Annotated in this window: 26 protein-coding genes, 1 tRNA gene and 1 pseudogene; 8 read left to right on the plus strand and 20 right to left on the minus strand. The window is 33.6% G+C overall.

Translation table 11 applies throughout. From position 1 onward, the window contains the following. The first annotated feature begins 88 nt into the window (after window positions 1–88). Window positions 89–1,038, plus strand: a pseudogene (locus OUY_RS06880) (IS5 family transposase). A 141-nt stretch (window positions 1,039–1,179) separates the two neighbouring features. Here the strand turns inward: OUY_RS06880 and rsfS are convergent. Beyond that, entirely contained in the window at window positions 1,180–1,497 is a 318-nt protein-coding gene (rsfS, locus tag OUY_RS02855) for a ribosome silencing factor (protein WP_007302263.1), read from the minus strand. 128 nt (window positions 1,498–1,625) lie between these two features. Here rsfS and OUY_RS02860 point away from each other — a divergent pair, with 128 nt between their 5' ends. From OUY_RS02860 to OUY_RS02870, 3 genes are read left to right on the plus strand one after another with little or no spacing between them, the layout of a single operon-like run. Continuing rightward, on the plus strand, window positions 1,626–2,225 hold the full coding sequence (locus tag OUY_RS02860; protein WP_010403570.1) for an AAA family ATPase: 600 nt from the start codon (window positions 1,626–1,628) through the stop codon (window positions 2,223–2,225). Next, window positions 2,218–2,706, plus strand: coding sequence for an RNA pyrophosphohydrolase (locus tag OUY_RS02865; protein ID WP_139686639.1), 489 nt, complete (start codon window positions 2,218–2,220; stop codon window positions 2,704–2,706). The genes OUY_RS02860 and OUY_RS02865 overlap by 8 nt, the downstream gene beginning before the upstream one ends. Beyond that, window positions 2,696–3,484, plus strand: a complete 789-nt coding sequence (locus OUY_RS02870; protein ID WP_010403563.1) for a TatD family hydrolase — start codon at window positions 2,696–2,698, stop codon at window positions 3,482–3,484. The genes OUY_RS02865 and OUY_RS02870 overlap by 11 nt, the downstream gene beginning before the upstream one ends. A gap of 5 nt (window positions 3,485–3,489) precedes the next feature. Here OUY_RS02870 and mdh read toward each other — a convergent pair whose 3' ends face one another. The 7 genes from mdh to OUY_RS02905 are packed head-to-tail and all read right to left on the minus strand — an operon-like array spanning window position 3,490 to window position 7,274. Then, on the minus strand, window positions 3,490–4,434 hold the full coding sequence (gene mdh / locus OUY_RS02875) for a malate dehydrogenase (RefSeq protein ID WP_139686640.1): 945 nt from the start codon (window positions 4,432–4,434) through the stop codon (window positions 3,490–3,492). A gap of 3 nt (window positions 4,435–4,437) precedes the next feature. After that, window positions 4,438–5,013 carry an NADH-quinone oxidoreductase subunit C gene (locus OUY_RS02880; RefSeq protein WP_017532371.1) on the minus strand — a complete coding sequence of 192 codons (576 nt, stop codon included), beginning with the start codon at window positions 5,011–5,013 and terminating at the stop codon, window positions 4,438–4,440. A gap of 1 nt (window position 5,014) precedes the next feature. Then, window positions 5,015–5,518, minus strand: a complete 504-nt coding sequence (locus tag OUY_RS02885) for a NuoB/complex I 20 kDa subunit family protein (protein ID WP_007302257.1) — start codon at window positions 5,516–5,518, stop codon at window positions 5,015–5,017. After that, window positions 5,509–5,862 (minus strand): NADH-quinone oxidoreductase subunit A, encoded by a 354-nt coding sequence (locus tag OUY_RS02890; RefSeq protein ID WP_064085468.1) that lies wholly within the window; start codon window positions 5,860–5,862, stop codon window positions 5,509–5,511. The genes OUY_RS02885 and OUY_RS02890 overlap by 10 nt, the downstream gene beginning before the upstream one ends. A gap of 17 nt (window positions 5,863–5,879) precedes the next feature. Continuing rightward, window positions 5,880–6,248 (minus strand): HIT domain-containing protein, encoded by a 369-nt coding sequence (locus OUY_RS02895; RefSeq protein ID WP_006014413.1) that lies wholly within the window; start codon window positions 6,246–6,248, stop codon window positions 5,880–5,882. A gap of 6 nt (window positions 6,249–6,254) precedes the next feature. After that, window positions 6,255–6,536: a hypothetical protein gene (locus OUY_RS02900; protein ID WP_139686641.1), complete on the minus strand. Its 282-nt coding sequence runs from the start codon at window positions 6,534–6,536 to the stop codon at window positions 6,255–6,257. A gap of 3 nt (window positions 6,537–6,539) precedes the next feature. Next, on the minus strand, window positions 6,540–7,274 hold the full coding sequence (locus OUY_RS02905) for a hypothetical protein (RefSeq protein WP_139686642.1): 735 nt from the start codon (window positions 7,272–7,274) through the stop codon (window positions 6,540–6,542). Between the two features lie 184 nt (window positions 7,275–7,458). Between OUY_RS02905 and OUY_RS02910 the strand changes: the two genes are divergently transcribed. Then, window positions 7,459–8,835: a UDP-N-acetylmuramoyl-tripeptide--D-alanyl-D-alanine ligase gene (locus tag OUY_RS02910; RefSeq protein ID WP_139686643.1), complete on the plus strand. Its 1,377-nt coding sequence runs from the start codon at window positions 7,459–7,461 to the stop codon at window positions 8,833–8,835. 48 nt (window positions 8,836–8,883) lie between these two features. Continuing rightward, a complete protein-coding gene (locus tag OUY_RS02915) occupies window positions 8,884–9,834 on the plus strand; it encodes a complex I NDUFA9 subunit family protein (protein WP_179945645.1) in 951 nt (316 codons plus the stop codon). A gap of 8 nt (window positions 9,835–9,842) precedes the next feature. Here the strand turns inward: OUY_RS02915 and OUY_RS02920 are convergent. The 4 genes from OUY_RS02920 to rpmF all read right to left on the minus strand — a co-directional run bounded on the left by OUY_RS02920 (window position 9,843) and on the right by rpmF (window position 12,236). After that, window positions 9,843–9,916 (minus strand) — tRNA-Arg (locus tag OUY_RS02920). A 142-nt stretch (window positions 9,917–10,058) separates the two neighbouring features. Next, complete coding sequence (locus OUY_RS02925; protein ID WP_139686644.1) at window positions 10,059–11,015, minus strand: beta-ketoacyl-ACP synthase III; 957 nt, start codon at window positions 11,013–11,015, stop codon at window positions 10,059–10,061. Then, window positions 11,008–12,045 carry a phosphate acyltransferase PlsX gene (gene plsX, locus OUY_RS02930; protein WP_010405337.1) on the minus strand — a complete coding sequence of 346 codons (1,038 nt, stop codon included), beginning with the start codon at window positions 12,043–12,045 and terminating at the stop codon, window positions 11,008–11,010. Before plsX ends, OUY_RS02925 begins: the two co-directional genes overlap by 8 nt. Before the next feature lie 8 nt (window positions 12,046–12,053). Then, on the minus strand, window positions 12,054–12,236 hold the full coding sequence (gene rpmF, locus OUY_RS02935; RefSeq protein ID WP_029237672.1) for a 50S ribosomal protein L32: 183 nt from the start codon (window positions 12,234–12,236) through the stop codon (window positions 12,054–12,056). A 234-nt stretch (window positions 12,237–12,470) separates the two neighbouring features. On the opposite strand from rpmF, the gene OUY_RS02940 reads away from it, so the two are divergent. After that, window positions 12,471–13,253 carry an MlaE family ABC transporter permease gene (locus tag OUY_RS02940; protein ID WP_029237671.1) on the plus strand — a complete coding sequence of 261 codons (783 nt, stop codon included), beginning with the start codon at window positions 12,471–12,473 and terminating at the stop codon, window positions 13,251–13,253. Then, the gene (locus OUY_RS02945; RefSeq protein ID WP_010405332.1) at window positions 13,246–13,947 is read left to right on the plus strand and encodes an ABC transporter ATP-binding protein; all 702 of its coding nucleotides are present in this window, start codon (window positions 13,246–13,248) and stop codon (window positions 13,945–13,947) included. Before OUY_RS02940 ends, OUY_RS02945 begins: the two co-directional genes overlap by 8 nt. 259 nt (window positions 13,948–14,206) lie before the next feature. Here OUY_RS02945 and ffh read toward each other — a convergent pair whose 3' ends face one another. From ffh to rseP, 8 genes are all read right to left on the minus strand, one after another. Further along, window positions 14,207–15,550 (minus strand): signal recognition particle protein, encoded by a 1,344-nt coding sequence (gene ffh, locus OUY_RS02950; RefSeq protein ID WP_139686645.1) that lies wholly within the window; start codon window positions 15,548–15,550, stop codon window positions 14,207–14,209. Beyond that, complete coding sequence (locus OUY_RS02955) at window positions 15,535–17,094, minus strand: proton-conducting transporter transmembrane domain-containing protein (RefSeq protein ID WP_029237670.1); 1,560 nt, start codon at window positions 17,092–17,094, stop codon at window positions 15,535–15,537. Before OUY_RS02955 ends, ffh begins: the two co-directional genes overlap by 16 nt. Before the next feature lie 626 nt (window positions 17,095–17,720). Next, window positions 17,721–18,125 (minus strand): hypothetical protein, encoded by a 405-nt coding sequence (locus OUY_RS02960; protein WP_139686646.1) that lies wholly within the window; start codon window positions 18,123–18,125, stop codon window positions 17,721–17,723. Between the two features lie 85 nt (window positions 18,126–18,210). Then, the gene (locus OUY_RS02965) at window positions 18,211–21,033 is read right to left on the minus strand and encodes an FAD-dependent oxidoreductase (RefSeq protein ID WP_139686647.1); all 2,823 of its coding nucleotides are present in this window, start codon (window positions 21,031–21,033) and stop codon (window positions 18,211–18,213) included. Window positions 21,034–21,078: 45 nt separating this feature from the next. After that, window positions 21,079–21,510 (minus strand): 3-hydroxyacyl-ACP dehydratase FabZ, encoded by a 432-nt coding sequence (gene fabZ, locus OUY_RS02970; RefSeq protein ID WP_139686648.1) that lies wholly within the window; start codon window positions 21,508–21,510, stop codon window positions 21,079–21,081. A gap of 4 nt (window positions 21,511–21,514) precedes the next feature. Continuing rightward, window positions 21,515–22,075 (minus strand): OmpH family outer membrane protein, encoded by a 561-nt coding sequence (locus OUY_RS02975; RefSeq protein ID WP_139686649.1) that lies wholly within the window; start codon window positions 22,073–22,075, stop codon window positions 21,515–21,517. Continuing rightward, window positions 22,076–24,409 carry an outer membrane protein assembly factor BamA gene (gene bamA, locus OUY_RS02980; RefSeq protein WP_139686650.1) on the minus strand — a complete coding sequence of 778 codons (2,334 nt, stop codon included), beginning with the start codon at window positions 24,407–24,409 and terminating at the stop codon, window positions 22,076–22,078. 7 nt (window positions 24,410–24,416) lie between these two features. Beyond that, window positions 24,417–25,532 carry an RIP metalloprotease RseP gene (rseP, locus tag OUY_RS02985; RefSeq protein WP_139686651.1) on the minus strand — a complete coding sequence of 372 codons (1,116 nt, stop codon included), beginning with the start codon at window positions 25,530–25,532 and terminating at the stop codon, window positions 24,417–24,419. Between the last annotated feature and the right edge of the window lie 18 nt (window positions 25,533–25,550).

A 25,550-nucleotide genomic window follows, 5' to 3' on the forward strand; every position in this document is an offset into this window, starting at 1 on the left:
GGCTTTGTTGCATAGGTCAAATAAAAAGAACTGGCAGTTACTGACAAAATTCACTATAAGACAAGCATTTAACCTACTAAAGAAAAATATGCCACAAAAAATGAGAGTCAGTAACTGCCATGAATATAACAAATTTCTCCAAGAGAGGGGAAATATTTTTTATTACGTCAATGATGCCATAGAAAATTGGTACGAAAAAGGTCCAAAAATGGCTGGTGGCAACTATATTTATAGCGATAAGGTCGTGATTCTGGTTCACATAATAACTTATTTATTTAGAATAGGTCTGAGACAAACAGCGGGATTTATAGCAGGGTACCTTGAGCAAGTAAGGAAAAACTTGCAAGTTATTAGCTATTCCCAGGCCTCAAGAAGGCTTAAAAAAACTTAACATCAAAATTAATGATCGAAGACATGATAAAAATAATACAGAAGATATTGAGATTGCCATAGATAGTACTGATCTACAATAATATTCCAGGTCATAGCAAGGCAAATGGTACAGATAGAAAGTATCGCCGCTATGAGCAAACAAGAAAACTGCATGTAATGCTAGAGATAGGTAGCAAAAAAGTTATAGCAGCAAAATACAGTGGCGGAGTTTATTCTGACCACTATGGAGCATGTGATCTTATTGCAAGGATTGATGTTAAATATAATATAAGCACACTATATGCAGACAGGGCATATAATCGAAAGAAGTTATACAAACTGTGCGATGAGCTTGACATAAAGACAAGGATTCCTCCGCAAAATAATGCAGTAGAGCATCCAAAGTTGGATTATATGGATGAGAGAAATTCTACAATCAAGCTCATAAAGTCATATGATGAAGATGGTATGAAGAGGTGGAAAAAAGAGATAAATTATGGGAAGAGATCTTATATAGAAAGTTTTTTCTTGCGACTGAAGCAAACATTTGGTTTTAGTTTTAGAAACAAATCTGAGGTTAATCGTGAGAGAGAACTGCTACTCAAGTGTTATTTGCTTAACAAATTTACTGATATAGGCATGGCTAAATTTGAGATAGCTTCATGAATTTATTCCACGTTACCTATTATCCGAAGAGTGATGCAACAAAGCCATTCCAGCGTCAAGCACTGGAATGACACCACCAACTTCATAAGGGTTGCCTTCAAAATTACAACATTTGAAAGTGTATACCAGCTACCTGGATAATCAATTCCATAACTCTTCTATCTTATAATATTCTCTTACTTCTGGCCTGAATAGGTGAACCATTATACCTTGAAAATTCACAATCACCCAGTTACCTTCATCCATACCTTCTACATCTATTTTATCATATTGCTTGAGATTTTTCATCACGTGCTCAGCTAATGCTTTTACATGGCGGCTCGAATCACCGGATGCAATGATCATATATTTTGCAATGACAGTTTTATTCTGTACATCAAAAGTAACTATATCTTGACCTTTGTTTTGATCTATTACATCTACAATTGTATTTTTTATTGATTCTGTATCACCATTCATTATTCTAAATTATATAATTTATCTGTAATGATACACTCAAAATTTCTGAATATGAACTATTTTTGATATGTTTCTAGTGTAACGTTTATAATACATATATTTGTAATATATGATAGTTTTCTGATGGTATGATCATTTACTTAATCGGATTTCCGGGTAGTGGCAAACTTACGATTGCAAAAGAGCTGTGTAATATTATTGATGGGGTGATAGTAGACAATAACCTGTTTAATAATATTATATTTGATATGATTGATTTCAGAAACGCTGAGGTTACAAGTGAAATATGGGAAGAAATTTTTGTGATTAGAGAGAATATGTTAGCAATATTGGAAAAATACCATATAGAATCAAAGCATTATATATTTACAAACGAATTGATAAAAGGTGATTCCTATGATCAAAAAGTATATAACTCAGTGGTGAATTTAAGTAAAAAAATGAACGTAGAGATTCTCCCTGTGGTGTTATATTGTAATAGTGGAGAACTAGTAAAGCGCGTTCAATTAAAGGAAAGAGAGCAGGAGAGAAAAATTACTGATTCAGATTTTGCTATGAGAAGAATTAAAGGAAAGAAACTATTTATGCCTCAAGGTTCACTTGAAATTGATAACTCAAACTTAAGCGCAAAAGAAGTTGCAAAAAAAATTGTTGAAAAAATGAATAGTAAAAAAGTAGTTGGAACTTCTATGATAGATAATTTAGCAATAGAGAGTATTTGTGATTAGTGAGGAGAAAGAGTATCGCCCTTGTGTTGGCATAATGTTATTTAACAAACAGGGGAATATTTTTATTGGAAAACGTTTTGATAGTGACTCTTATTGGCAGATGCCACAAGGAGGAGTTGATGAAGGTGAAGAGCTAGAGCAGGCAGCGCGACGTGAGCTATTGGAGGAAGTTGGTACTGATGAAGCAGAAGTTGTGGCTCAAAATAAAGAGTGGATATATTACAACTTACCCGAGGAAGTTATACCGATATGCTGGAATGGGAGGTATTCTGGCCAAAAGCAAAGGTGGTTCTTAATGAAATTTTGTGGGAAGGATAAGGATATTAATATTAACTATACTGATCATCCAGAGTTCAAAGAGTGGCGTTGGCAAAATGTGGATGATTTGGTAGCCAGTGCCATACCGTTCAAAAAAGAAGTTTATAAAAAAGTGATAGAAGAGTTTTCTTCTATCATAAAAGGATCTATTTGTGATAGTTGATTCTCATTGTCATCTAATTTATTTTTCTGATGATGAAATACCAAAGGTAATTTCAAGAGCAGAGCAAAATGGTGTGAGAATTTTGCATAACATATGTATAAGCATTAATGATATCCCCAAATTATTAAAAATCTCTTCATCCTATGATCAAGTCTACTGCTCCGTTGGTATACATCCGCTTGATACTAATGTGGAAAAAGGTGAGTGTATAAATGCTGATGAATTGATTGAATTTACTAAGGGCAAAAAGGTAATTAGTATCGGTGAAACCGGATTAGATTTTTATAAATCTGATAACAAAAGCAATCAAAAAAAAAGTTTTGCATCACATATAGAAGCGGCAAAAGTAACAGGATTACCTTTAGTTATTCACACTAGAAATGCTGATAGTGAGATGATTGATATGTTAAATTCAGAAATGAAGAAGGACGCTTTTAGTGGAGTAATGCATTGCTTTGCTTCTTCTAAAGAGCTTGCTTATAAGGCTATGGACTTGGGATTATACATTTCATTTTCTGGAATTATTACTTTTAAAAATGCGAACTTACTAAGAGAAATTGCACAAAATGTGCCACGTGAGCGTGTTTTAGTTGAAACTGATGCACCTTATCTATCTCCTGAGCCTTACAGAGGAAGAAAAAATGAACCGGCAATGGTGAAATATGTTGTGAATTGTTTAGCAGAATTATGGAATGAATCGCCGGAACAAGTAGCAAAAATAACTACAAATAATTTTTTTAGACTGTTTTCGAAGCTTGAGCTCAAAGAAATTCTATAGGGCAATTAATTTAGCTGACAGAGCTCTTTTACTGCACTTACAGATTTATAAAACATCTCTTGTTCACTATCGTTCATTTTAACTTCTAGAACTTTCTCAACTCCATTTTTGCCAATAATAGTAGGAACACCAATGAATAAGTCTTTCACACCATATTCACCATTAAGATAAGCAGCACATGGTAATATACGCCTTTTATCTTTTAAGTATGATTCTAGCATGCTTATGGCTGAAGATGCAGGAGCATAGTATGCAGATCCATATTTAAGTAGATCAACTATTTCTTTTCCACCATTACGAGTGCGCTCAACTATTTCATCAACTTTTCCTCGCGTAATCAAACCCATCTCAATGATTTGGGTAAGTGGAATGCCAGCAATTGAAGCATAATTGATTAGTGGTACCATAGTGTCACCATGTCCTCCAAGCACAAAAGCAGATACATCTTCGACAGAAATATTTAACTCACTTGCAAGAAAATAACGAAAACGAGCAGAGTCAAGCACTCCTGCCATACCAACAATCATATTAGTTGGCAGACTTGAAGATTTGTATACTACTGAAACCATAGCATCTAAAGGATTGGTAACCACTATTACAAATGCGTTTGGAGAATGTTTTTTAATATTTTCCCCAACCTCTTTCATTACTGCAGCATTAGTTTGCAGAAGGTCATCTCTGCTCATTCCAGGTTTTCTGGCAATGCCAGCAGTTATTATAATTGCGTCAGAGTTTTTTATATCTTCATACCTATTTGTACCAGTAATATTGACATTAGATCGATCAATAGGAGATGATTCTGTAATGTCAAGCGCTTTACCTTGTGGTATTCCATCGCTTACATCAAGCAAAATAACATCTCCTAGCTCTCTTAGTGCAATCATATGGGCAAGAGTCCCACCGATATTTCCCGCACCAATCAAAGATATTTTTTTTCTTTGTGCTGTCATTTTCTACTCCTTTATATTTACTTTTGTGGCTTTACTACCTTCCCAAGGGGATAAGCTGTCAAACATACGAAAATCTTGTGGTAAGTCTATAGGATTATATACAACCTTTTTTGCCTCTATATCGTATCTTACTTCCTCGTAGCCAGTGAGAGGAAAATCTTTTAACATTGGATGACCTTTGAATCCATAATCCGTTAAAATCCTACGTAAATCTGGGTGATCAGAAAACTCTATTCCATACATATCAAATACTTCACGCTCAAACCACGAAGCTGCGTTAAATATCTTTGCTACACTTAGAGGTATATCACCTTCACATAACTGAAGCTTTATGTGTACTCTGATATTGTGTACAACGCTGAGCAAATTGTATATTAGCTCGAAACGTTTTTCTCTATCTGGGTAATCAACTCCAAAAACGTCAACTAATAATTCAAGCCTACACTTTTCATCATCACGTAGAAAGAGTAAGTGATTTTCAATGTCATTCAAAGCTGAATATATTACAATAGTGCCATCATTTTTCTGAATACATTCACATTTAGTCTTTTTTTGTATGTATTTTGCAGTTTTATCCATGCTATATATTCTTAGTTCGTTTTATTTTATTTTGTAGACATAGCATTCCATATAGTAACGCCTCAGCAGTTGGAGGGCATCCAGGAACATATACATCAACTGGCACAATTCTATCGCAACCACGGACTACTGAGTAAGAATAATGATAATAGCCACCGCCATTTGCACAACTTCCCATAGAGACGACGTATTTGGGATCTGCCATTTGATCATAAACTTTACGCAATGCTGCTGCCATTTTATTAGTTAACGTGCCAGCAACAATCATAACATCTGCTTGCCTTGGGCTTGCACGAAAGATTATGCCATATCTATCAAGATCATAACGACTGGATGCAGTGTGCATCATCTCTACTGCGCAACATGCAAGACCAAATGTCATTGGCCACAATGAACCAGACCTTGCCCAGTTCATTATATAATCTATTAAATCGCCAAATTTAGTGATAAGAAAACCTTCTTTTTTGTAACGATTCCAGTCGCCATTAGATAAATTTATTCCCATTCCAACGCACCTTTACACCACTCATAAATAAAGCCTATAGTAAGTATTGCAAGGAATATCATCATAGACCAAAATCCGCAATAGCTTATTTTAGATAAAGAAACGGCCCAAGGGAAAAGAAAAGCAATTTCTAAATCGAATATTATGAACAATATTGCAACTAAGTAAAATTTTATGTCGAAACTTTTTCTGGCTCTTGATAAAGGATTAAAGCCACACTCATATGTAGAAAGCTTTTCACCATCTGGGTTACTGACTGCAAGAAACATAGGTAATACACCTAAAGTAAAGGATACTACAATTGATACACAGATAAAAATTAATATGGTTAAATATTCACTCATTTAAAAAACATATAACACTATGAATTTACATGCTTTCCTAATCTTTTACCACCTAAAATATGTATGTGAAAGTGCGGTATAACTTGCTCTCCATCTTTACCGTGATTAGTAACTAATCTATATCCTGTTTTTTCTAAGTTATATTTATGTGCTATTTCTCTAACAGTTTTAAAAAAACTTACTATTTCCTCTTCGGAAGCTTTCAGAACAAAATCATCGTATGAAACGTATTGAGCTTTTGGTATAACTAGAATATGAACTGGTGCATCAGGATACTTATCACGAAAAGCTAGCACATTTTCATTTTTATGTATTTCCTCATAAGACAACTCACCTCTTAATATCTTAGCAAAAATATTAGTGTCATCATAAGCTGTACTACCCATACTTTATTAAATTCCTGGTCCTCTTCTATTTTGCTTATGATTTGGTGTAGAAGGTGGGCTTATTGCTGCTTCGCTAGAAGCATCTTCAAGACTTGAAACGTCTTTTAGCTGTATATCTTGTCCACGCAAAACTGACCCATAGCCCATTTGGTGTCTTTTTGAAAACGTTTCTATTCTTTTTGCCCTTCTTGCAGCAATAACTTCTGGTTGTAAATGATACATATTTCCAGGAACAGTTAGGCTATGATACCTTTCCTCTATTTTAACTTCTTTCATAACACTCTCCATAATTTATTTCCCCCTACCTCTTATGCTTTCGCAACTTTCAAAATCTTGTTTAATAGCTTTTTGCCAATTATTTAAAATTTTCTCTGATGACTTTTCTTTACCTATAGACCTTATAACTTCTTGTGACTGTTGCTTTTTACTATCGTATCCACTATACAACTTTTCTGCAATATCATACAGCAACTTTCGGTCTGTGTGAACTTTAAACTCTTCACCAGTAATTTTTGCCAAATTTTTGAGATCATAATCAATTTTATTATAAATTCCTTCAAGAGCGTACTTTTTCATTACTTTTTCATCTATACCTGGATTTTTATCTTTTATTTCTTGGATAATCTTCTCAACATCAACTTCAATTACAATTTTGTTTTCTTCTCTAAATATAGTTATATTTGGCAGATCTTTCCTTATTTTATCTAATTTCTCTGGACTCAAGTAAGGTATATCCCCCGTTAAAGTTCTTGACGCTAAAAAACTTACCTTACCTTTTTCTTGTTTTGTTATTTGTATGCCAAGGTACTTACTAGCTCCTGTGGTTTTTATAGGTGGGTCATATTTCTCTTCTTCTTTAGGTACATCACTCACAGCCTTTTTTAATGAAACTTTAGCATCATGCTTCATTTCATCAATTGAAGCAAACGGTTTCTTTATAGGATAAATAAGTGCTTTAGGGACAAGAAAAAACACGCCTTTTATCTTAGCCAAAATAGACTTTTTATTTGACTCATCTTTTGCCATACATACCTCCAAGTCACTTTCTACAATCAGATAGTAAAATACACCCAATTATAGACGAAAATATTTAAGCTTGTATATCTATTATAAGATGAAATTATAGAGATAGCAATCATTATTTGTACATTACCAAAGTATGTAGTATTTTTGCTGCTTTTCTTGTTCAAATTACCTTTAAAGATAAATTATGTTAAAATGGAACGCAAATAATATTATCGATGCTACTGGCGGAAGAGGGGAGGGTGTTTGTAATTTGGTATATAGCTCAAATATTTCAACGGATACAAGAAGCATAAAAAAAGGCGATTTATTTATTGCTCTCAAGGGAAAGAAATTTGATGGGCATGATTTTCTACATGAAGCATTTTTAAAAGGAGCTGTTGTTGCGGTAGTAAGCGAAGATAAATATAGAAATTTTCCTCTAATTATTGTGCAAGATACTCTAAAAGCTTTGCATAATATGGCATCATATTACATTAGAAATGTTCTTGTTAATGCTAAAGTTATTACAATTACAGGTAGTGTCGGGAAAACGACTACAAAGGACATGCTGCACACTGTTCTATCGCAATATGGAGCGTCTTATGCAAACAAAGATAACTTGAATAATAATATAGGATTACCTTTTACTATTCTAAAAGTCCCAAAAAACTGCCAGTACTTAATCCTTGAAATGGGAATGAATAGAGCTGGTGAGATAAAAGAGCTATCGAAGATTAGCAATCCGGATATTGCAGTTATTACCAACATCGAACCTGCGCATGTTGAAAATTTTTCATCTCTACTTGATATTGCGCAAGCGAAGTTAGAAGTCCTATGTGGTATGAAAAATAATGGTACTTTGGTTTTGAACAAGGATAATAAACATTATGATTATCTTTTATCAAATGCTGACAGAAATGTAGTGAGCTTTGGTAAGAATGAAAGTGCTACTGTTCGTTTGTTAGACCTAATAAGAAACGATAGCGGTATAAATTTAAAAATTAAACCGCACAACGGTCAAATTATAAACTGTAATTTACGTTTGCGGGGTGAGCATTTTACATACTCTGCATTAGTTGTGACAGCAGTTGTGCAAAGTCTAGGACTTGATTTATCGAAATTACCACTAGCACTTGAGAATTTTACTGTAACAGAAGGTAGAGGTAATGTTCATCAAGCTAAATACAATGGAAAATTAGTACATTTGATTAACGACTCCTATAATGCTAACCCTACTTCAATGAAGGCTGCAATAAGAACTTTAGGTACATATTCTAATTTAAGAAAAGTGGCACTACTCGGCGATATGTTAGAACTTGGTAATGAAAGCATAGTATTTCATACAGAATTGCTTGACTCTATAGTAGAACAAAATGTGAATAAAGTTCATACAGTTGGTAAATTTATGTTAGAATTGAATAAACTTTTACCGGAGAATATAAAAGGCATGCATTTCGATGATTCTAACCAATTGAAAAGTAATTTAGCTAATATTGTTCAAGGTAATGATGTAATTTTAGTTAAAGGTTCTCATGGAATGAGAATGGACCTTATAGTGCAGGAATTCACAATAGAATATTAAATAAAACTATTGTATTAATTTAAAGTTAAGTTATTGGAAGTTTTAACTGTGATAAAACGTATAGTTATTTTTGGTGGAACGGGATTTATAGGAAAACACATCGTAAGACGCTTGGCAGCGGCGGGGTATTTAATAAGAATATTTACTCGTGATCAGGAAAAAGCTGCTTGTCTAAAGTTATGTGGCAACTTAGGGCAAATATCAATACTTGAAGGAGATTTTTTTAATGAAAAATCAATTTTAGAAAGTATGGAGGGGTGTGATGTTGTTATAAACTTAGTAGGAATATTATATGAAAAAAGAAAATACGATTTCTATACAGTTCATGTTGGAATAGCTGAAAGAATAGCAAAAGCTGCGCAAATAAAAAATGTATCCATGATGATACATTTTTCTGCCATGGGAATAGAAAATGATAAGTTATCAAAATATGCCCAAAGTAAATTGAAAGGTGAGAAAGCTGTAGCTTCGGCGTTTCAAGGAGCAATGATAATTAAGCCCAGTCTTGTATTTGGTAAAGAAGATAATTTCTTTAATAAATTTGCAAGATTAGCAACAATTCTTCCTTTTTTGCCGTTGATCGGTAGTGGAATAACGAAGTTTCAGCCGATATGTGTAACAAACTTAGCTGAAGTGGTATACCGTATTATCAGCTTTAATAAGCAAGATAAAAAAATTTATAATATAGGTGGATCAAAAGTTTACTCTTTTAAAAGCTTATTAAAGTTTATTCTGAATGTGACTAACAGAAAGTGTCTACTGATCAATGTACCTTTTCCAATGGCAAGATTGATAGCCTTTTTCTTAGAAAGTAAAGTTGTTTCTGTGCTGTTAAAACCTATAACTGGAGATGCAAGCCCTATACTTACTCGAGATCAGGTGAAAGTTATGATGAGTAGTTCAATCGAAAAGTCAGATGATCTCGAAACAATGAAAATTAGACCACTAGCAATTGAAAATGTGGTACCAGAATACTTGAAAATTTATAGAAAGCATTGATAGAAGAATGTGCCCGGTAGGATTCGAACCTACGACCCACAGCTTAGAAGGCTGTTGCTCTATCCAACTGAGCTACGGGCACACATCATATATAAAATGCTTCTTAGTACACGTGAAGTCAAGTATTTCTTGTGAATATAATGTTTGTGATAATATCTCAAAACTTTGTCAGTACAGCATGTAACGATAAAACTGAGAAAAAAGAAGCGTGAGTAATAGGAAGTCTAATAGCGCAGTAACACAGAACCCCAGGCTAAACCTGCACCTATTGAAATCAGCAATATCAGATTTCCTGACTTTATTTTTAATTCTTGTACTGCATAGTCTAAGGCTAGTGGAATTGACGCTGCTGAGGTGTTTGCATGCTTATCAACTGTATTAATTACTTTTTCTATAGGAAAATCTAATTTCTTTACTACTGCTTCAATAATGCGAATGTTTGCTTGATGGGGAATTAACCAGTCAATATCAGTAATTTTCAAACTATTGCATTTTAGAGTTTCCTCTACTGAGGCTGTTAATTTCTCTACTGCATGTTTAAACACTTCTCTTCCATTCATAAGTATCTTTCCAGAATCACGAGTAGAGGATATTCCTCCGTTTGTACATAATAAATCCACATTGCCATCAGAGTGTAAGTTTGTTGATATAATGCTACTGCTACTCATTTCTGATTTCATTATCACTGCACCAGCACCATCACCAAAGAGTACACAAGTTGACCTATCTTCCCAATCAACAATCCTAGACATTATTTCAGCACCAATAACAAGCGCGTATTTAATTCTATCGTTAGACTTTATAAGTGAATCAGCAACTGTAACTGCATATATAAAACCAGAGCATGCTGCCTGTACATCAAAAGCAAATGCGTTTTTACACTTTAATTTACTTTGTATAATCGTTGCACAGCTAGGAAAAGTTTTGTCAGGTGTTGTTGTTGCAACTATGATCAAACCAATTTCATCTATTGAAATTTTCGCTTTTTCTATAGCATTTTTCGCTGCATTAACAGCTAAATCTGACGTTAGTTCTCCTTCATCCGCTATATGTCTTTGAACTATTCCTGTTCTTTGCCTTATCCATTCATCGTTTGTTTCAACTATCGATGCAATTTCGTTATTACTCAAAATTTTTTTTGGTAGGTAAGAACCAGTGCTCAATATGAAACTTTTATTCAATATGACTTACCCCGTTAATTATCTTCTGGTTTAAATTTTCACTGATTGCATTTACTGCAAATTTTATAGCGTGAGCAAAAGAAATAGCATCAGAATTTCCGTGGCTCTTTATAATGATACCATTTAGCCCTAAAAACATAGCTCCACTTCTAATTTTAGGATTAAAACGCTCTAATGCTTTATTTAGCTTGGGTTTCAACAATATGCCGACAAGCATTTTTGTCATCCATGAATTAAATACTTCCTGTTTTATTAGACTGATAAAAGTACCAGCAGTTGCCTCAGCTGTCTTGAGCATTACATTACCAACAAAACCATCAGCAACAATTACGTCTATATTACCATCTAAAAATTCACTTGCCTCTATATATCCTTTGAAGTTAATACTTGGAGCATTTTTGAGTAACTCAAAAGCTCCTCTTACTGAGTCAGTACCTTTCACTTCTTCTGTACCAATGTTTAGCAAAGCGACTTCAGGATTTTCAACTTTTAATGCTATTTTTGCAAATATACTCCCCATTAATGCAAATTGAAATAATGAGTCAGTATTACAGTCAACATTTGCACCAAGATCAAGCAATGCAAAGCTTTTTGTCTTAGTTGGACAGACAGATGCAATAGCAGGACGATAGATATTGGGTAATGTTCCTAAAATAAATCTGGAGATAGCCATCAATGCTCCAGTGTTGCCTGAAGACACCATTCCAAAAGCTTTACCTTTTTTCACTGCTTCAACAGCTGCCTTCATACTTGAATCTTTGCGATGTTTCAGTGCAAAAGAGGGTTTATCATTTGGAAGAACATTATCAGAGCAATGGGTAAATTCGGAGTTATCGATTACTTTTTTGTATTTTGAAAGCAAAGGAGATATTTCTTTCTGATCTCCATAAATATGAAAAAAAACTTCAACACCTGGATCAACAAGATTATCCAAGAAAAAACTAGCACCCTGAATTACGGAAAGAGGTGCAAAATCCCCTCCCATAGCATCAAGTGCGATAACTATGTTGTTGTTGACCGTGGGTAACATATCATGAGTTACTCCGCCTTTTGTTTAATGAAAACACGTTTTCCTTTGTAACTATTGTCAACTGCTATGTTGTGAGGCAACATGAATTCTCCAGTTGTTGCACATACCACAATATTCTTAGGCTTAATAGTATGATGAGAACGATGCATATTACGCCTTGACTTTGACTTTTTTCTCTTCGGAACTGCCAAAACTTACTCCAATTCAATTATATAACACAATTTATTAGTAGCATGTTTTTTACAAGAAGTAAATAGCGAAATAAGTAAGGTTTTCTTATACAATTCAGTCTTATAAACTTAAACTCAAGCATTTTGATCAAAGTATATTGAACTTAAGATATATCTTGACTATACTCTGCGATAGAGTTAATAAAAATTTTAATAAAATCAGTAAAACTAATTTTTAGCTAAGATAAATGCAAAGTGAGTTCCTTTGATGTAAACAGTGTTAGAATAATCGGTAGGTGCTTTATCAACTTTCTGTTGAGGCTTGGTAACGCATTTGTGTTTTTTATTCAATCTCTATACCACTGCTTTGTGCCACCGTATTATTTTAGCAATGTAGCAAAACAAATTATAGAGATAGGCTTTTTCTCTTTACCAATTGTTGGGCTCACTGGAGTTTTTATAGGAGCGGTGATAGTTTTACAAAGTAGCTTAAGTGGTCTATTGATTAATCAAGAACAAGTAGTACCTAAGCTTGTTACGATCACTATCATTAAAGAGTTAGGGCCAGTTTTGATTAGCTTAATAATGGTAGGAAAGGTTGGGTCCTCAATTGCAGCAGAAATTGGCACGATGCGCATCACTGAACAAATAGATGCACTTACAACTTTGGACATCAATCCTTTTAAATATTTAATTGCACCAAGAATTCTAGCGTCAGTTATAGTATTTCCAATACTTACAGTATGTGCAGATCTAATAGGAATATTTGGAGGGTATGTCACCGCAGTCTTTGAATTTAACCACAATTTAAATATATACATAAAATATACAGCTCAATTCTTTAATATAAACGATTTTGTTGTTGGGCTAATGAAAGCGACTGCTTTTGGGGCTATAATTTCTGTTTCAAGTTGTTATTACGGTTACCATTGTAGAGAAGGTGCACGAGGAGTAGGTGTTGCTACAACATCAACTGTTGTTTTTTCGTCCATATTGATCATTTTAGCAAACTACTTGATTACTTTGATACATGTATAGCCCCATAATATCAATATTGAACCTAAGCTTGTCTTTTGATGATAGAACGATATTAAACAACATAAGTTTTAATATATCGAAGGGGGAATCATTAGTCATACTTGGCGGCTCAGGAAGTGGTAAATCTGTATTAACAAAAATAATCATTGGATTGCTAAAACCAGACTCAGGGTCTATTAAAATAAATAGTGAAAGCAAAAATAAATTTGGAGTCTTATTTCAAAATTCTGCTTTATTTGACTACGTTACAGTGTGGGAAAATATATCTTTTAATTATAAAAAGCGCTTTAATATCAGCGAAAAGGAGGCAAAACAGCTAGCAATCGAGAAATTAAATGATGTTGGACTGGAGGAAAGCATAGCAGATATGTTTCCAATCGAGCTATCAGGCGGAATGAAAAAAAGAGTAGCACTTGCAAGGGCGATTGCGCACAATCCAGAAATTATTGTATTGGATGAGCCAACTTCAGGATTGGACCCAATTATGTCAGATATGGTAAACGAGATAATAATAAAATTATCTAAAGACTTTAACCCTACAATTATCACGATTACACATGATATTCATAGTGCATTTAAAATAGCTGATAAAATAGCAGTATTATACGAAGGGAATATTATCTACCACGGAACTGTCCAAGAAATACAAAATACTAATAACGAATATATAAAAAAATTCATTCATTATATATAGCTATAGGTTTACAAACGATATTGTGAATGCCATATCTACCCTAACTTGAGCTACTGACAATTGTCGTTCTGTTACTAGTGTAGTGCCACGGTGGTATGGTGTGTTAGCTATAAAACAACGCATTAAATATAGCTAAAGTAAATTATATCAATTTTTATTATTATGCCAATTCCAACTGCGGAAATTTATTGAATTTGTTACTTCACTACTCAACAGCAATTACAACTGATGATTTTATTTCATTCTACTACCTGCTGATTTATTTTCTGCTCAGCATATCCATTAAATCAGATTCTTTGAGTTTATTATGATCAACTTTACTGAATTTATTCACCATAGAGCTCATTTGATTATACTGCTTAATTAGAAGATTAACGTCAGTTACACTTGTTCCGGACCCCTTAGAAATTCTAAGTCTTCTTTTGCCATTTAAAATATCTGGATTTTGCCTTTCTTTTTCGGTCATTGAGTTTATGATGGCTATATATTTTTTCACTTTATTGTCGTCTGGCACACTGCTACTTAGCTTTTTTGTGAATGAACTAGGGATGAATTTCATTATGTTGCTAATGCCATCCATTTTACTCAGAGTTTTTAACATTCCCACTAGGTCGTTTAGGTCGAATTTACCCTTTTTTACTTTCTTTTGTAACTTATCAATTTCTTCCTGACCAACAATCTCAGCAGCTTTTTCAACCAATGATACAACATCACCCATGCTAAGTATCCTTTTTGCAATTCTATCGGGATAAAAATCATCGAGGTCACTTAATTTTTCACCACAAGCAATAAATTTAATTGGACAATCGGTGATCATTTTCATAGAAAGAGCAGCACCACCACGTGCATCACCATCAACACGGGTGAGAATAATGCCGGTTACACCTATTACCTCATTGAATGATTTGGCAATGTTGACCGCATCCTGGCCTATCATTGCGTCGGCTACTAAAATAACTTCTGCAGGTGAAGCTATTTCCTTTACGGCTTTCAACTCATTCATCATATTATTGTCAATATGAAGCCTGCCTGCGGTGTCTAGTATTAATACATCATAATTATCGTTCTTTGCTGCTGCCAGTGCCCTTTTTGTAATTGCAATAGGCTCCTCATTTATTACTATAGATAAAGTTTGTACGTCTATCTGTTTACCCAGCACCTCAAGTTGTTTCTGGGCAGCCGGCCTATAAATGTCTAAAGAGGCAAGCATCACTTTTTTCTTTTGCTTTTTTAGCTTTAAAGCAAGCTTTCCTGAGGTAGTTGTTTTACCTGCACCTTGTAAGCCCGCCATCATAATCACAGCAGGGGGTTTAACTGCTAGATTTAAGTCACTTTTCTCTGATCCGAGAACTGCAACCAAATTATCCTGCACAATTTTAATTATCATTTGTGCTGGAGAAACACTTTTTATGACTTTTTCCCCAATCACTTTATCTTTAATGTCGTTGATGAATTTTTTTGCAACTTCAAGTGAAACGTCAGCTTCAATTAAAGCTATACGTATTTCACGCATGGCAAGATTAAAATCATCTTCAGAAATGATCGACTTTCCTCTCAGTTTACTAAATACAGAATTTAAACTTTCAGTTAACGATTTAAACATAATAGCATTAGTAGAATACTCATTAAAAAGAGAGAAGAAGCTGAAACAAAACTTACTGAGTTATAACTTAGCACTTCTTTAAGTTTAGTAATATTATTAAAGTATAAATTAGTAAGTGAATTAGTCAAGTTTTGCAGTACGTTGGCAGACATTTCTCTCACTTTAAAGACCAATTGATTGAACAACAAGACAATATAGGATATGAAAACTCTAAAAATCCAATCAACATCCATTTTAAAATTTACTCTCGGGTAAAATAACTTGCGTAAAGGAATAAACAATAAAGTGGTACATAGTAATAAATTAAATTGCGACAAAACATTTTTTGTGTTGTACACAAAATCGAAAATCGAAGGTTTATTGTAAATAGGTAAGTAAGGATTGCCAGCGATTACGCATATAAATGCTAAAATAATCATAGTCATTTTGCCTCCCCTCTCTGCTAAAGGTTTTGACTTACTTTTTGCAATAAATAAGTAATAAAGAAACTTTAGCCCCACGCTTAAATGAAGCAGCAAATTTAGAAGCTTATATAAATTTTTATACCCTTTTAAGGCAACAGTGTTCATTTCAATTTCAGCTGTGATATATGATTTACTGATAAATCCAACGGTTCCAGGAAATGCAGCCATTGTAAGTATTGCGATTATAGCACACATGCCTTCCACTGACATCAGTTTACCCACTCCATTAAAACTAATTGTTTTTGTTTGTAAAATAATCGAATTACTGACCACAAACAATAATGATTGATAAACAAGAGAGAAGATTATATGCAGTATCAAAATTGGTATTGCTTTTTCCGAAGGACTGAGCAAACTTCCTGCAATAATCAGCAAGCCCATTTGTCCTACAACGTTATAGCATAAAAATCTGCGAATATTTTGCTCAAGAGAAGCAAATATAATGCTGTAAATTACAGTGATGGCGCCTACAAGTGCTAATATTTCAGTACAATCTTGCCATAGGGTGTAAGTGTGTAAAAGCATCACTAAAAAAGAGACTTTAGTGGTAAATAAAGAGAGATATGTAGTGCCATGTAGTGATGCAGCAGGATATGCATCAACAACCCAAAACGAAAAAGGAAAACAAGCGCAGTTTATCAATAAACCCAAAATTATCAGGTTAGTGCTTTGAAGTGCCAATCCTGCTGTCAATATAACTCCAACCAAAAAGTGTACACAAGCGTACCTTATTGCAGATCCACTATCTCTACAGCTAGCTGCGATAATAAAAAATGCACTGATGGTCATTAATTCAAAGAATATTATAACCAACATTATCTGCTTGGATAAAATTGCACAGAGTGAGCAGGTAGTATAAGCAAAAAAAGATAGCATCTCTGAAAAAGTCAAATTTTGTGTTGGTAGAACAGCTAAAAATGCAACTGATAAAAAAGATATTAGTACGATACGAAAAGATAAATCAAAATTTAGAACTGGATGAGAGCAATTCAGTGTAGTACCTAAATTTTCAGGTAATATTAGGACTATCACTATTAATGTAGTCAATAGAAATAGCAATAAAAATTTATAAAGTTGCACAATGATGTAAAACAGTATGGTTTATGCTACCTCAACATACAAATAAAATCAATTGCATATTAACCACTAGTTAAGTTAATTACCATATAATTATATCAGGGTTTAGAAGGTTATAGAGAAACCGGTCAGATTAGGTTTTGAATCTAATCTGACCGATAGCTTTAATAGTGAGGTAAGCTTTAATATAGCACTCCTAATTCACAGTGCTACACTCGTGCATAATTTATTGTTAATTTGTGCACGAGCGTTAGTAAATTATTTACTTTTTGAAATAAAATTTGGCATCAATTCAATATCCAGAACTTCAGTAAGTCTGCTAGTTGAGAGTGATTTACTTTCTTTGTTTTAAGTATTTGCATAAATCTAATGGAGCTGCCAGTTTTCAATGCACTCATTCGACTTTTATGCTCTTCGCAATATTTGATTCTATTAAAGAATTCTTTGCTAATCTAGTCTTTAACGCTTTTTTTAGATACCGCCGCGGTGTCTCAGCATAGATTCCGCTAACACGTAGCGGAATCTTAAATTGTTTTAGCTATAGATCCCCGTATCAAGTACTGTAATGACGGCATTCGAGTAGCGGACACTGGAATCAAGAAAGCTCTTTAGTAGCTGTATAATGAAAATTAGATCATAAAATCCTCTGACAGCACATTCTGTGTTTTACCGTCATCCATAACTGTGTAATCAATATTATATTTATCGAATTCATTGCGCATCCTAGTTAAATGTCCTTTATCATGATCCAAAAGAACACTTACGTAGCTAAAGCTATCATTAAAAAGATCATTATAAATTACTGGAAATTGAACTGTGTAGGATTTTGCACACTCATCTTGACCGTTATTATCTTTACAAAGGGACATTTTTCCTGTTTTGCCAGTATCATCTTTAGTAGAAATAAGAAATTTCATACCTACGTCTTCGTTTTTTGCTATAAACTCCTTACACTTTCTACTTTTTGCAGAACATGGTCCTATATCTATAGAGTAGCTTTCTTTTGGAAGTGTGAATCTTAACTTATGTGTCATAATACTACCTTAATAAAAATTATTATTATAGTATAGATTTATTAATAAATAATATACATTATGGTATAATTAGTACAAAGTAGGTTTAACCAATCTCAGTAGGGCTGCCAGTTGGACCCATAAGAATTACTTGTTCACCTTCTTTAAAACATTTACATAAATTAGTGGAACCGCCAGTTTCAAGCACAATAGTGGAAATAAATCCTTTTTTTTTGTCTACTTCAGTGCCGGTTACGGCTATACCTTCCATAGCAAGGTTTGTATTATTGGCCTTTCTGCTATTGGTTGCAAAATTTTGCAACCTAAAGAATTGTCCGGGTTTAAAATTTTTTGCCGCAAGTGGTGCTTTGATCACTATTTCCACAACTTTGTCTGTTAAATATTGAACTTTTATAACCTTTGCAGTGAATTGCTCTTTGATTCTATTAAAGAATTCTTTGTTAGCTTGACGGAACAGCGTCACTCCAGCGCGTGACGCTGGCTGATTAGCTGTTTGGATCACTCCACTCAAAAGCTGAGAAATAATAGGGTAGCCGTTCTTAGCACTTGCCATAGCTTTCACGACGCTGCCGCTATACGAAGGGTGAAGATCACCAAAAAAGCTGATTGTTTTATTGCCTTGCTTATACACTAATATTCTATCTTTATTTTGCATTTTAGGAGAAAATATTGGGTCTATTTCTTTTCCTGATGAATTCAAATGAGTAAAATACCCATTACTTAATTTAAAATGCTTTTTATCTTCTGTTGCAATAACTGTATTTGGCTCAGTACCTGCTGCTATAAAAATAGAACGTGCTTTTATACGTTTGATTTCGCCGGATTTTGTGTCTATCAGTTTTATTGACTCAGCATGGTTATATTTATCTGTCACAACTTCAACTGGCTCTAAGTTTTCAATAAAGTAAATCCCTTCTGATAATGCGTTTTGCACCTCTTCGCTATTTAATCGATAACTTGGCGAGTCTTTCAGCTCTTTTCTATATACAACTTTCACTCCCCCAAGACTCTGCATTAACTCTAATATTTTTATTTCTCTACTTTCTTTTTTTGCTAATTCTTGCTCTGCTTGGATCAACTTTGCGTGCGATATGAGCTCATTCGCAATTTCGCGCTCTTCTTCTGTCCAATCTTTTTCAACACAGTCTTTTCCGTACTTATCAACCAATATTTCATAACGAAGAAGAAATTTTTCTACTTGAATTGGATAATACGCTAAAGCTTCAGTGGCAGTGTCAATCGCAGTAAGCCCAGCCCCTATTACAACTATCGGCATACGAACTTGCAGACTTGCTATAGAATCAAATTTAAGAGCGCCAGTCAGTTGTAACGACATAAGAAAGTCAGATGCCATACGCACTCCACGAGCTAGTATATTCTTTATTTTGATCATTCGTGGCTTGCCAGAGCCAAGTGCTAGGGCGATGTGATCAAAACCCGAGTTGAACGCGTCATCAACATTAATCGTGCCACCAAAACGAATACCTCCATAAAGTGCGAAATTCTCACGTCTTTCCAGCAAAAGTCTAATGATTTTTAGATAGTTTTTGTTCCATCTAGAGGTTATGCCATACTCTGCTACTCCACCAAATCCACCAGCTGTGCGTTCACTTAGTTTTTCATGCTCGAAATCTTTAATTAGCTGAAAATTATCGATCAAAGGTTCAATCTTTAGTCCATCAATGGCGATAACGTTATGCCCATCGTTTAATAAATGATGAGCTAAATTAAAACCCGCAGGACCAAGCCCTACAACTAGGACGCTTTTTCCTGTGTTTCCTTTTGGCAATGGACGCTGAAAATTTAAAGGATTCCAACGGCTAAGCAGAGAATATATTTCAAATCCATACGGTAAACTAAGCACATCATCTAGAATCCTTGTTTCAATCATTGGCACATTTACAGGCTCTTGTTTCTGATATATGCATGAGTTCATGCAATCATTGCATATTCTTTTCCCAGTAGCTGCACATAATGGGTTATCTATTACCACAATTGCAAGGCTTGCTATGCTGTACCCTTCGCTTTTCACCAGATTCATTTCTGATATTTTCTGTTCTAGTGGACAGCCGTGCAATTCAACTTTGAGTGGGGACTGTTTAAAGTTATTGTCGTTATTACTTAGCCCCCTTGAACAACTGTCCTTATTTTGCTTATGACAAAATATGCAGTAATGAGCATTATCCAATGCTTTATTCAAACTCACCTTTTCACTTGTCAGATCAAAACCATGTCGTCTTTTTGTTTTGCTTGAATACAATACCTCAACTTCGTCTACTTCTTTTTTGAAGAACGATACGAGATTTTCGTGATCAATTTTTCTGTGAATACTAAAAAGTATACTCTGTTTATTTTTTACTCTCCACGCTGCATATTGCGCTGCAAGTTCTATTTCTTCTTTGTGATCCTCTTTATTTTCCAACCAACGCATCACCTGCTCAGCAAAATTTTTTTCTGTTGTTGGTAGGGCAAGAAAGCGATTTAATTTGCTGGTAACATAATCAATATCTATATCTGCTATATCAGTGTACTTCTTTAATGCATAGCGTTGAACAAATAACCTTTTACACTTATATATTGCAGCAAAGTCGTTGTGCTTTTTCTTTAGCTCCCCCGCTTCTTTTCCAATATTAAAAAGTTTTGCAATAAATTCATCAAGTAAATATGAGAGGTCTATTATTAACTGACTATCTGTCATTTGAGTGGCCAACATTGGTTGTTCTATGGATCCCAGTGTCAAGCACTGGGATGACATCAAAGAAGAAGCTGCTTTTTCTCTTGCTTCAATTAATGAACAAAACAAGCTTTCATCGCACGATTTTATATAATCTAAAAACGTCTCATCTAATTTTATTAATCCACTACAAGTGTATAAGTTTGAAAATGAGATTTTGAAATTCAGTTGCATTGTTATACTATACAGTGTACATACTGTTTCTTACAGATGAAGATTTTATTTGTCTTGCAGTCTTGCTAAGATTGTTGCTTCTGCAGCTTTTTCTTTCCCAACATATGCAACACACTCAAATTTGCATGCACCCAAACACGCACTTTTTATATTGGATTGAAGAACCAACGTGTCCCCTGGAATAACTGGTCTTCTGAATTTTGCGTTTTCAATAGACATAAAGTAAACAACTTTATTTTCTATTGTTTCTTTACCGAGGACACATATAGCAGATGCCTGAGCTAAAGACTCAATTATCAAAACTCCTGGCATTATCGGATGGCCAGGAAAATGACCAATAAAAAATGGCTCGTTGAAAGTCACATTTTTGATTGCTTTTATACTTTTACCAGGTTCGCATTCTATAACCCTATCTACTAAGAGAAAAGGATAAGAATGTGGTAGTATTTTTATAATATCACTGATATTAAATTGCATAAGCCTACTCAATGCTTTGCAAAGCAAATTCAGGTATTTCCTTATTTACATTTTTTAATACCACATCTGATAAATCAACCTCATCCATAGAGTATAGAACTTGGTTCTTTTTTGAAATAAATAGTACTAAATCTACATTGTTTTTTTCTGCCGTTCTTTTAGCCACTTCTTTTATTTTGTTAAAGACACTTTCTACTGCTTCTCTATAGTTTTCTTCTAAATTTGACATTTTCTTAGCGTAATTATCCCTAACGCTTACAGTGTACTTACTAAATTGTTCCGTCTTTTCTTTTTTTGCTTCTTCTGACAAAAGGTCAAATTCTTCTTTCGATGGCTTAAATTTTTCTAACTCATTTTCAAATTCTTGCTGTAATCTAGAATTCTGCTCCTTTATTTGTTGTTGTATATTTTGCAGAGCCAGAGATTCGTTGATAACTTTGTCACTATCAATAATGGCAGACTTTGTATTAATCGCGCTCTGAGGTTGATACCCTACAAACTTATACCCTACAAATAAGGAAACAATTAAGGCAATGACTGATGTAAATAACTGTATATATTTCATTCAAATCCCCGCTTCAATAGAAATTTTAACGTTTGGTGATGGTATTATATCATAAGTTTCCTTTACTAAAGGAAACCCAAAATCTAATCTAAGTCTACCAAAAGGAGAGGGCATTGAAAAGCCAAAACCTGGTGATACTCTTATAAGCTTACTATCGTAATATTTTCCACTATATATCTCCTTTTCATCTAAACCAAAAAGTGTTGCGTAGTCAACAAATAGTGAGCCTTTGATACCAGCATAGTCGTATAATTTAGATAGTGGAAAATCTACTTGCTGTGTTAAATTAAAATAAGTTTTGCCTCCCAATGAGCTTTTATTTTTGTCTTCTGCTCTTGGTCCAATGCCGGAAAGGTCAAATCCTCTAATTTCATTACCACCTTTAAAAAAGTGCTGGCCAATATTTAGCTCTTTATCGGTATAAGAGAAAATATGACCTGCTGCTATTTTAAAGCGCAATGTTATATCATCATCAATTTTGCTTAGTATAGGGCGTGTATAAAAAGACAAAAACTCAGATTTTAGGAAATTTACATTTCCTCCCAATCCTGAAATATCCTGATTTAAGCGCAATAAATATCCCTCTTTAGGAGTATAGAGGTTATCCAGTTTATTGTATGATAACGTATATCCCACTGATGAAACCTGATACTCACCTTCTTGATCTCTTATTATCTCAGAGATATCCTCATCTTTTCCACTCTTATTGTCCATATGTATATGGTTATATTTATAAGAATAGCGAATAGAGTTGGTTAGATTTTCTAAAATTTTATAAGATAATTTTACTGTTCCTCCCCAGTCACAAGTATCAAAAGTGGTGTTTGGCTTATCTTGTTTTTCATAAAATATACCTACGCCTAATGACGTATCAGAATCGTTAAAATTATTTTCAACAGCGTCTATACTAGTAGAAAGAACATATTGACTTTTTTCAAGAGCAAAAGATACCTCTTTACCACTACCAAATAAATTACGATCTGTGAAATCGGTTTTAACAAATACTCCACCAGGAAGAGACATGCCACCTGTTAAAGATAACGAGGCAGTTCTTTTTTCTTTGACATTTAAATCAAGATTTACTGCATTTTCATCCACTATATAACTATTTATTTTTACTGTTTCAAAAAAATCGCTATATATAAGTTTTCTACGTGATTTTTGAATCTCAGATGTGTTATATGCGTTGCCTTCTGCCATGCTAAGTTTTCTTCTAATTACTTTATCTAAAGTGCGGTCATTGCCATCAATAGTAATTTGGTTTATATAAATCTTTTTACCTGGTAGCACTTTGTAAGTTACATCCACAATATTGTTATGTTGTGTATATTCTGGATTAACTTTTGCAAATATATATCCTTTTTCGTTTAAATGTTTACTTATTTTTTCTGCTGTATTGTTAATTTTAACTCTATTAAATATTTGATTATTTTCCTCTTTGATAAATTCTAATATTTCTTCCCTTAAACTTAAATCCTTAATCTCAGTTTCAATATCAACTTCATTATTTCCAAATAAGTATTGCTGCTTTTCATCAATCAAAAAAGTTAACTCTATTTGGTTGTTATTATCAACCTCAACAATTGGTTGGATATTATTTTGAATATATCCCTTAGATGAATAGAAGCGATCAAGCAGTTCTGTGTTAATCAGTAGATATTGAGGTGAATAATGAGTTCCGCTTTTAAAAATAGCTCTAAATAACTTACTAAATATATCGTTGCTATGCCTTTTGATAACTTGCTCTAGCTCATTTGCTGAAAAGTTTTTATTACCTATGAATCGTAAACCCTTAATTTTAGACGTTCTTCCTTCTTTTATCTTAAAAATTAGGTTTATCCTATTGCTACCAAGCTTATCTAGCTCATATGCAATTTTAACACCAATTTTACCACTGTTCCTATAAAGAGTAGCTAGATTTATTAAATCGTTTTGTAATTTTGTTTCAGTGAAAATAGTTAGTGATTTTGACTGGATAACGTTATTTAGCAACTCTTTACTGTTAAATAACTTATTGCCTTTCAATATTACTTTGTTAATCAATGGATTCTCATGAATTTTTACTACTAAGTTTTTTTCATCATCGATATAGGCGTTAATACTAGCAAATAACTTTGTTTTATATAAATCTTTTATAATTGAATCTACATCATCATCATTTATATGACTACCTGGTTCTAATTTTGTATAAAACCTTATTGTTTGATCACTTACTCGCTCATTGCCAATATACTTAATATTTTTTATCTGTACTTTTTCTTTATTTTCTAGAGCAACAAGTAGAGTGGGAAAAGAAATAAATATTATTATTAGTATGTGAAATAACTTTCTCATATGTATCTTAAAAAAGATGCCTAATATCATTTGTGATTGCAACTGCCATCAACAAAAACAGTATGGTAGCACCAAAAGTGACTGCATATTTTTGATATTTCAAACTCAAATCTCTACGTATAACTGCTTCTATAATATAATGAAATAAATGCCCACCATCTAGTAGTGGTATTGGCAGCAAGTTAATTGCAGCTAAATTAGCTGAAATAATTGCCATAAAATATAGAACCATCATAAGTCCCTTTTTAGCTGATTGCCCTGAATATTTTGCAATTTTTATTGGCCCACCTATTTCATTTATACTCCTTTTACCAACAACAATTTGAAAGAGTGCTTTGATTGTTAAACACATAGTGTGGTAGGTTTCATTCACTGATAGGCTAGCAGCTCCAAGAAAAGATGACTGTTTTAACCCTATCATATTAATTGAGGTAATTCCTATAGTTTTTCTTTCTATTATGTTACCAAAGACATCTCTATCCTCAACTGTAAACGGAGTTAGAATAGTTCTGTACTCTTCGTTATTTCTTCTATACTTAATTTCTATTCTTGTTTCAGGGTTGGACATTATCACGCGTGAAATATCTTCAAAGTATTTTATTTTGTACTCATTGATCTGTGTAATAGTGTCACCTGGTAATAGGCCAGCTTGCTTTGCTGCACTTTCTTCAATTACATTACCAATTACTGGTGGAGTACGATAATAACCTGCCACGCTAAAAAATACTGTGAAAGCCATAACGGTAAATATCATGTTTGCAAAAGGCCCTGCAAAAACTATTGCTGCTTTTTGATATCGAGGTTTTGTATGGAATGAGTATAATTTTTCTTCTTCAGTTAATTTTTGTTGATCAACAGGAACGCTTGCTGCATTAGTATCCCCTAACATTTTAACGTAGCCACCCAATGGAAAGGCACTTAATTTCCATCTAGTTCCAGACTTGTCGTTAAAACCAAAAATTTCAGGACCAAAGCCTATAGAAAAAGATTCAACTTTAACCTTGCATGCTTTAGCGACAATATAATGCCCACATTCATGCACGAATACTATGATAGAAATTATTAAAGAAAACGATAAAAAATAATATATTCCAGCGCTAAGTTGATGAGAAATTAATTCCACCTATGTTTTAAATCTTAA

It is taken from the genome of Wolbachia endosymbiont of Leptopilina clavipes, from assembly GCF_006334525.1.
GTDB lineage: Bacteria > Pseudomonadota > Alphaproteobacteria > Rickettsiales > Anaplasmataceae > Wolbachia.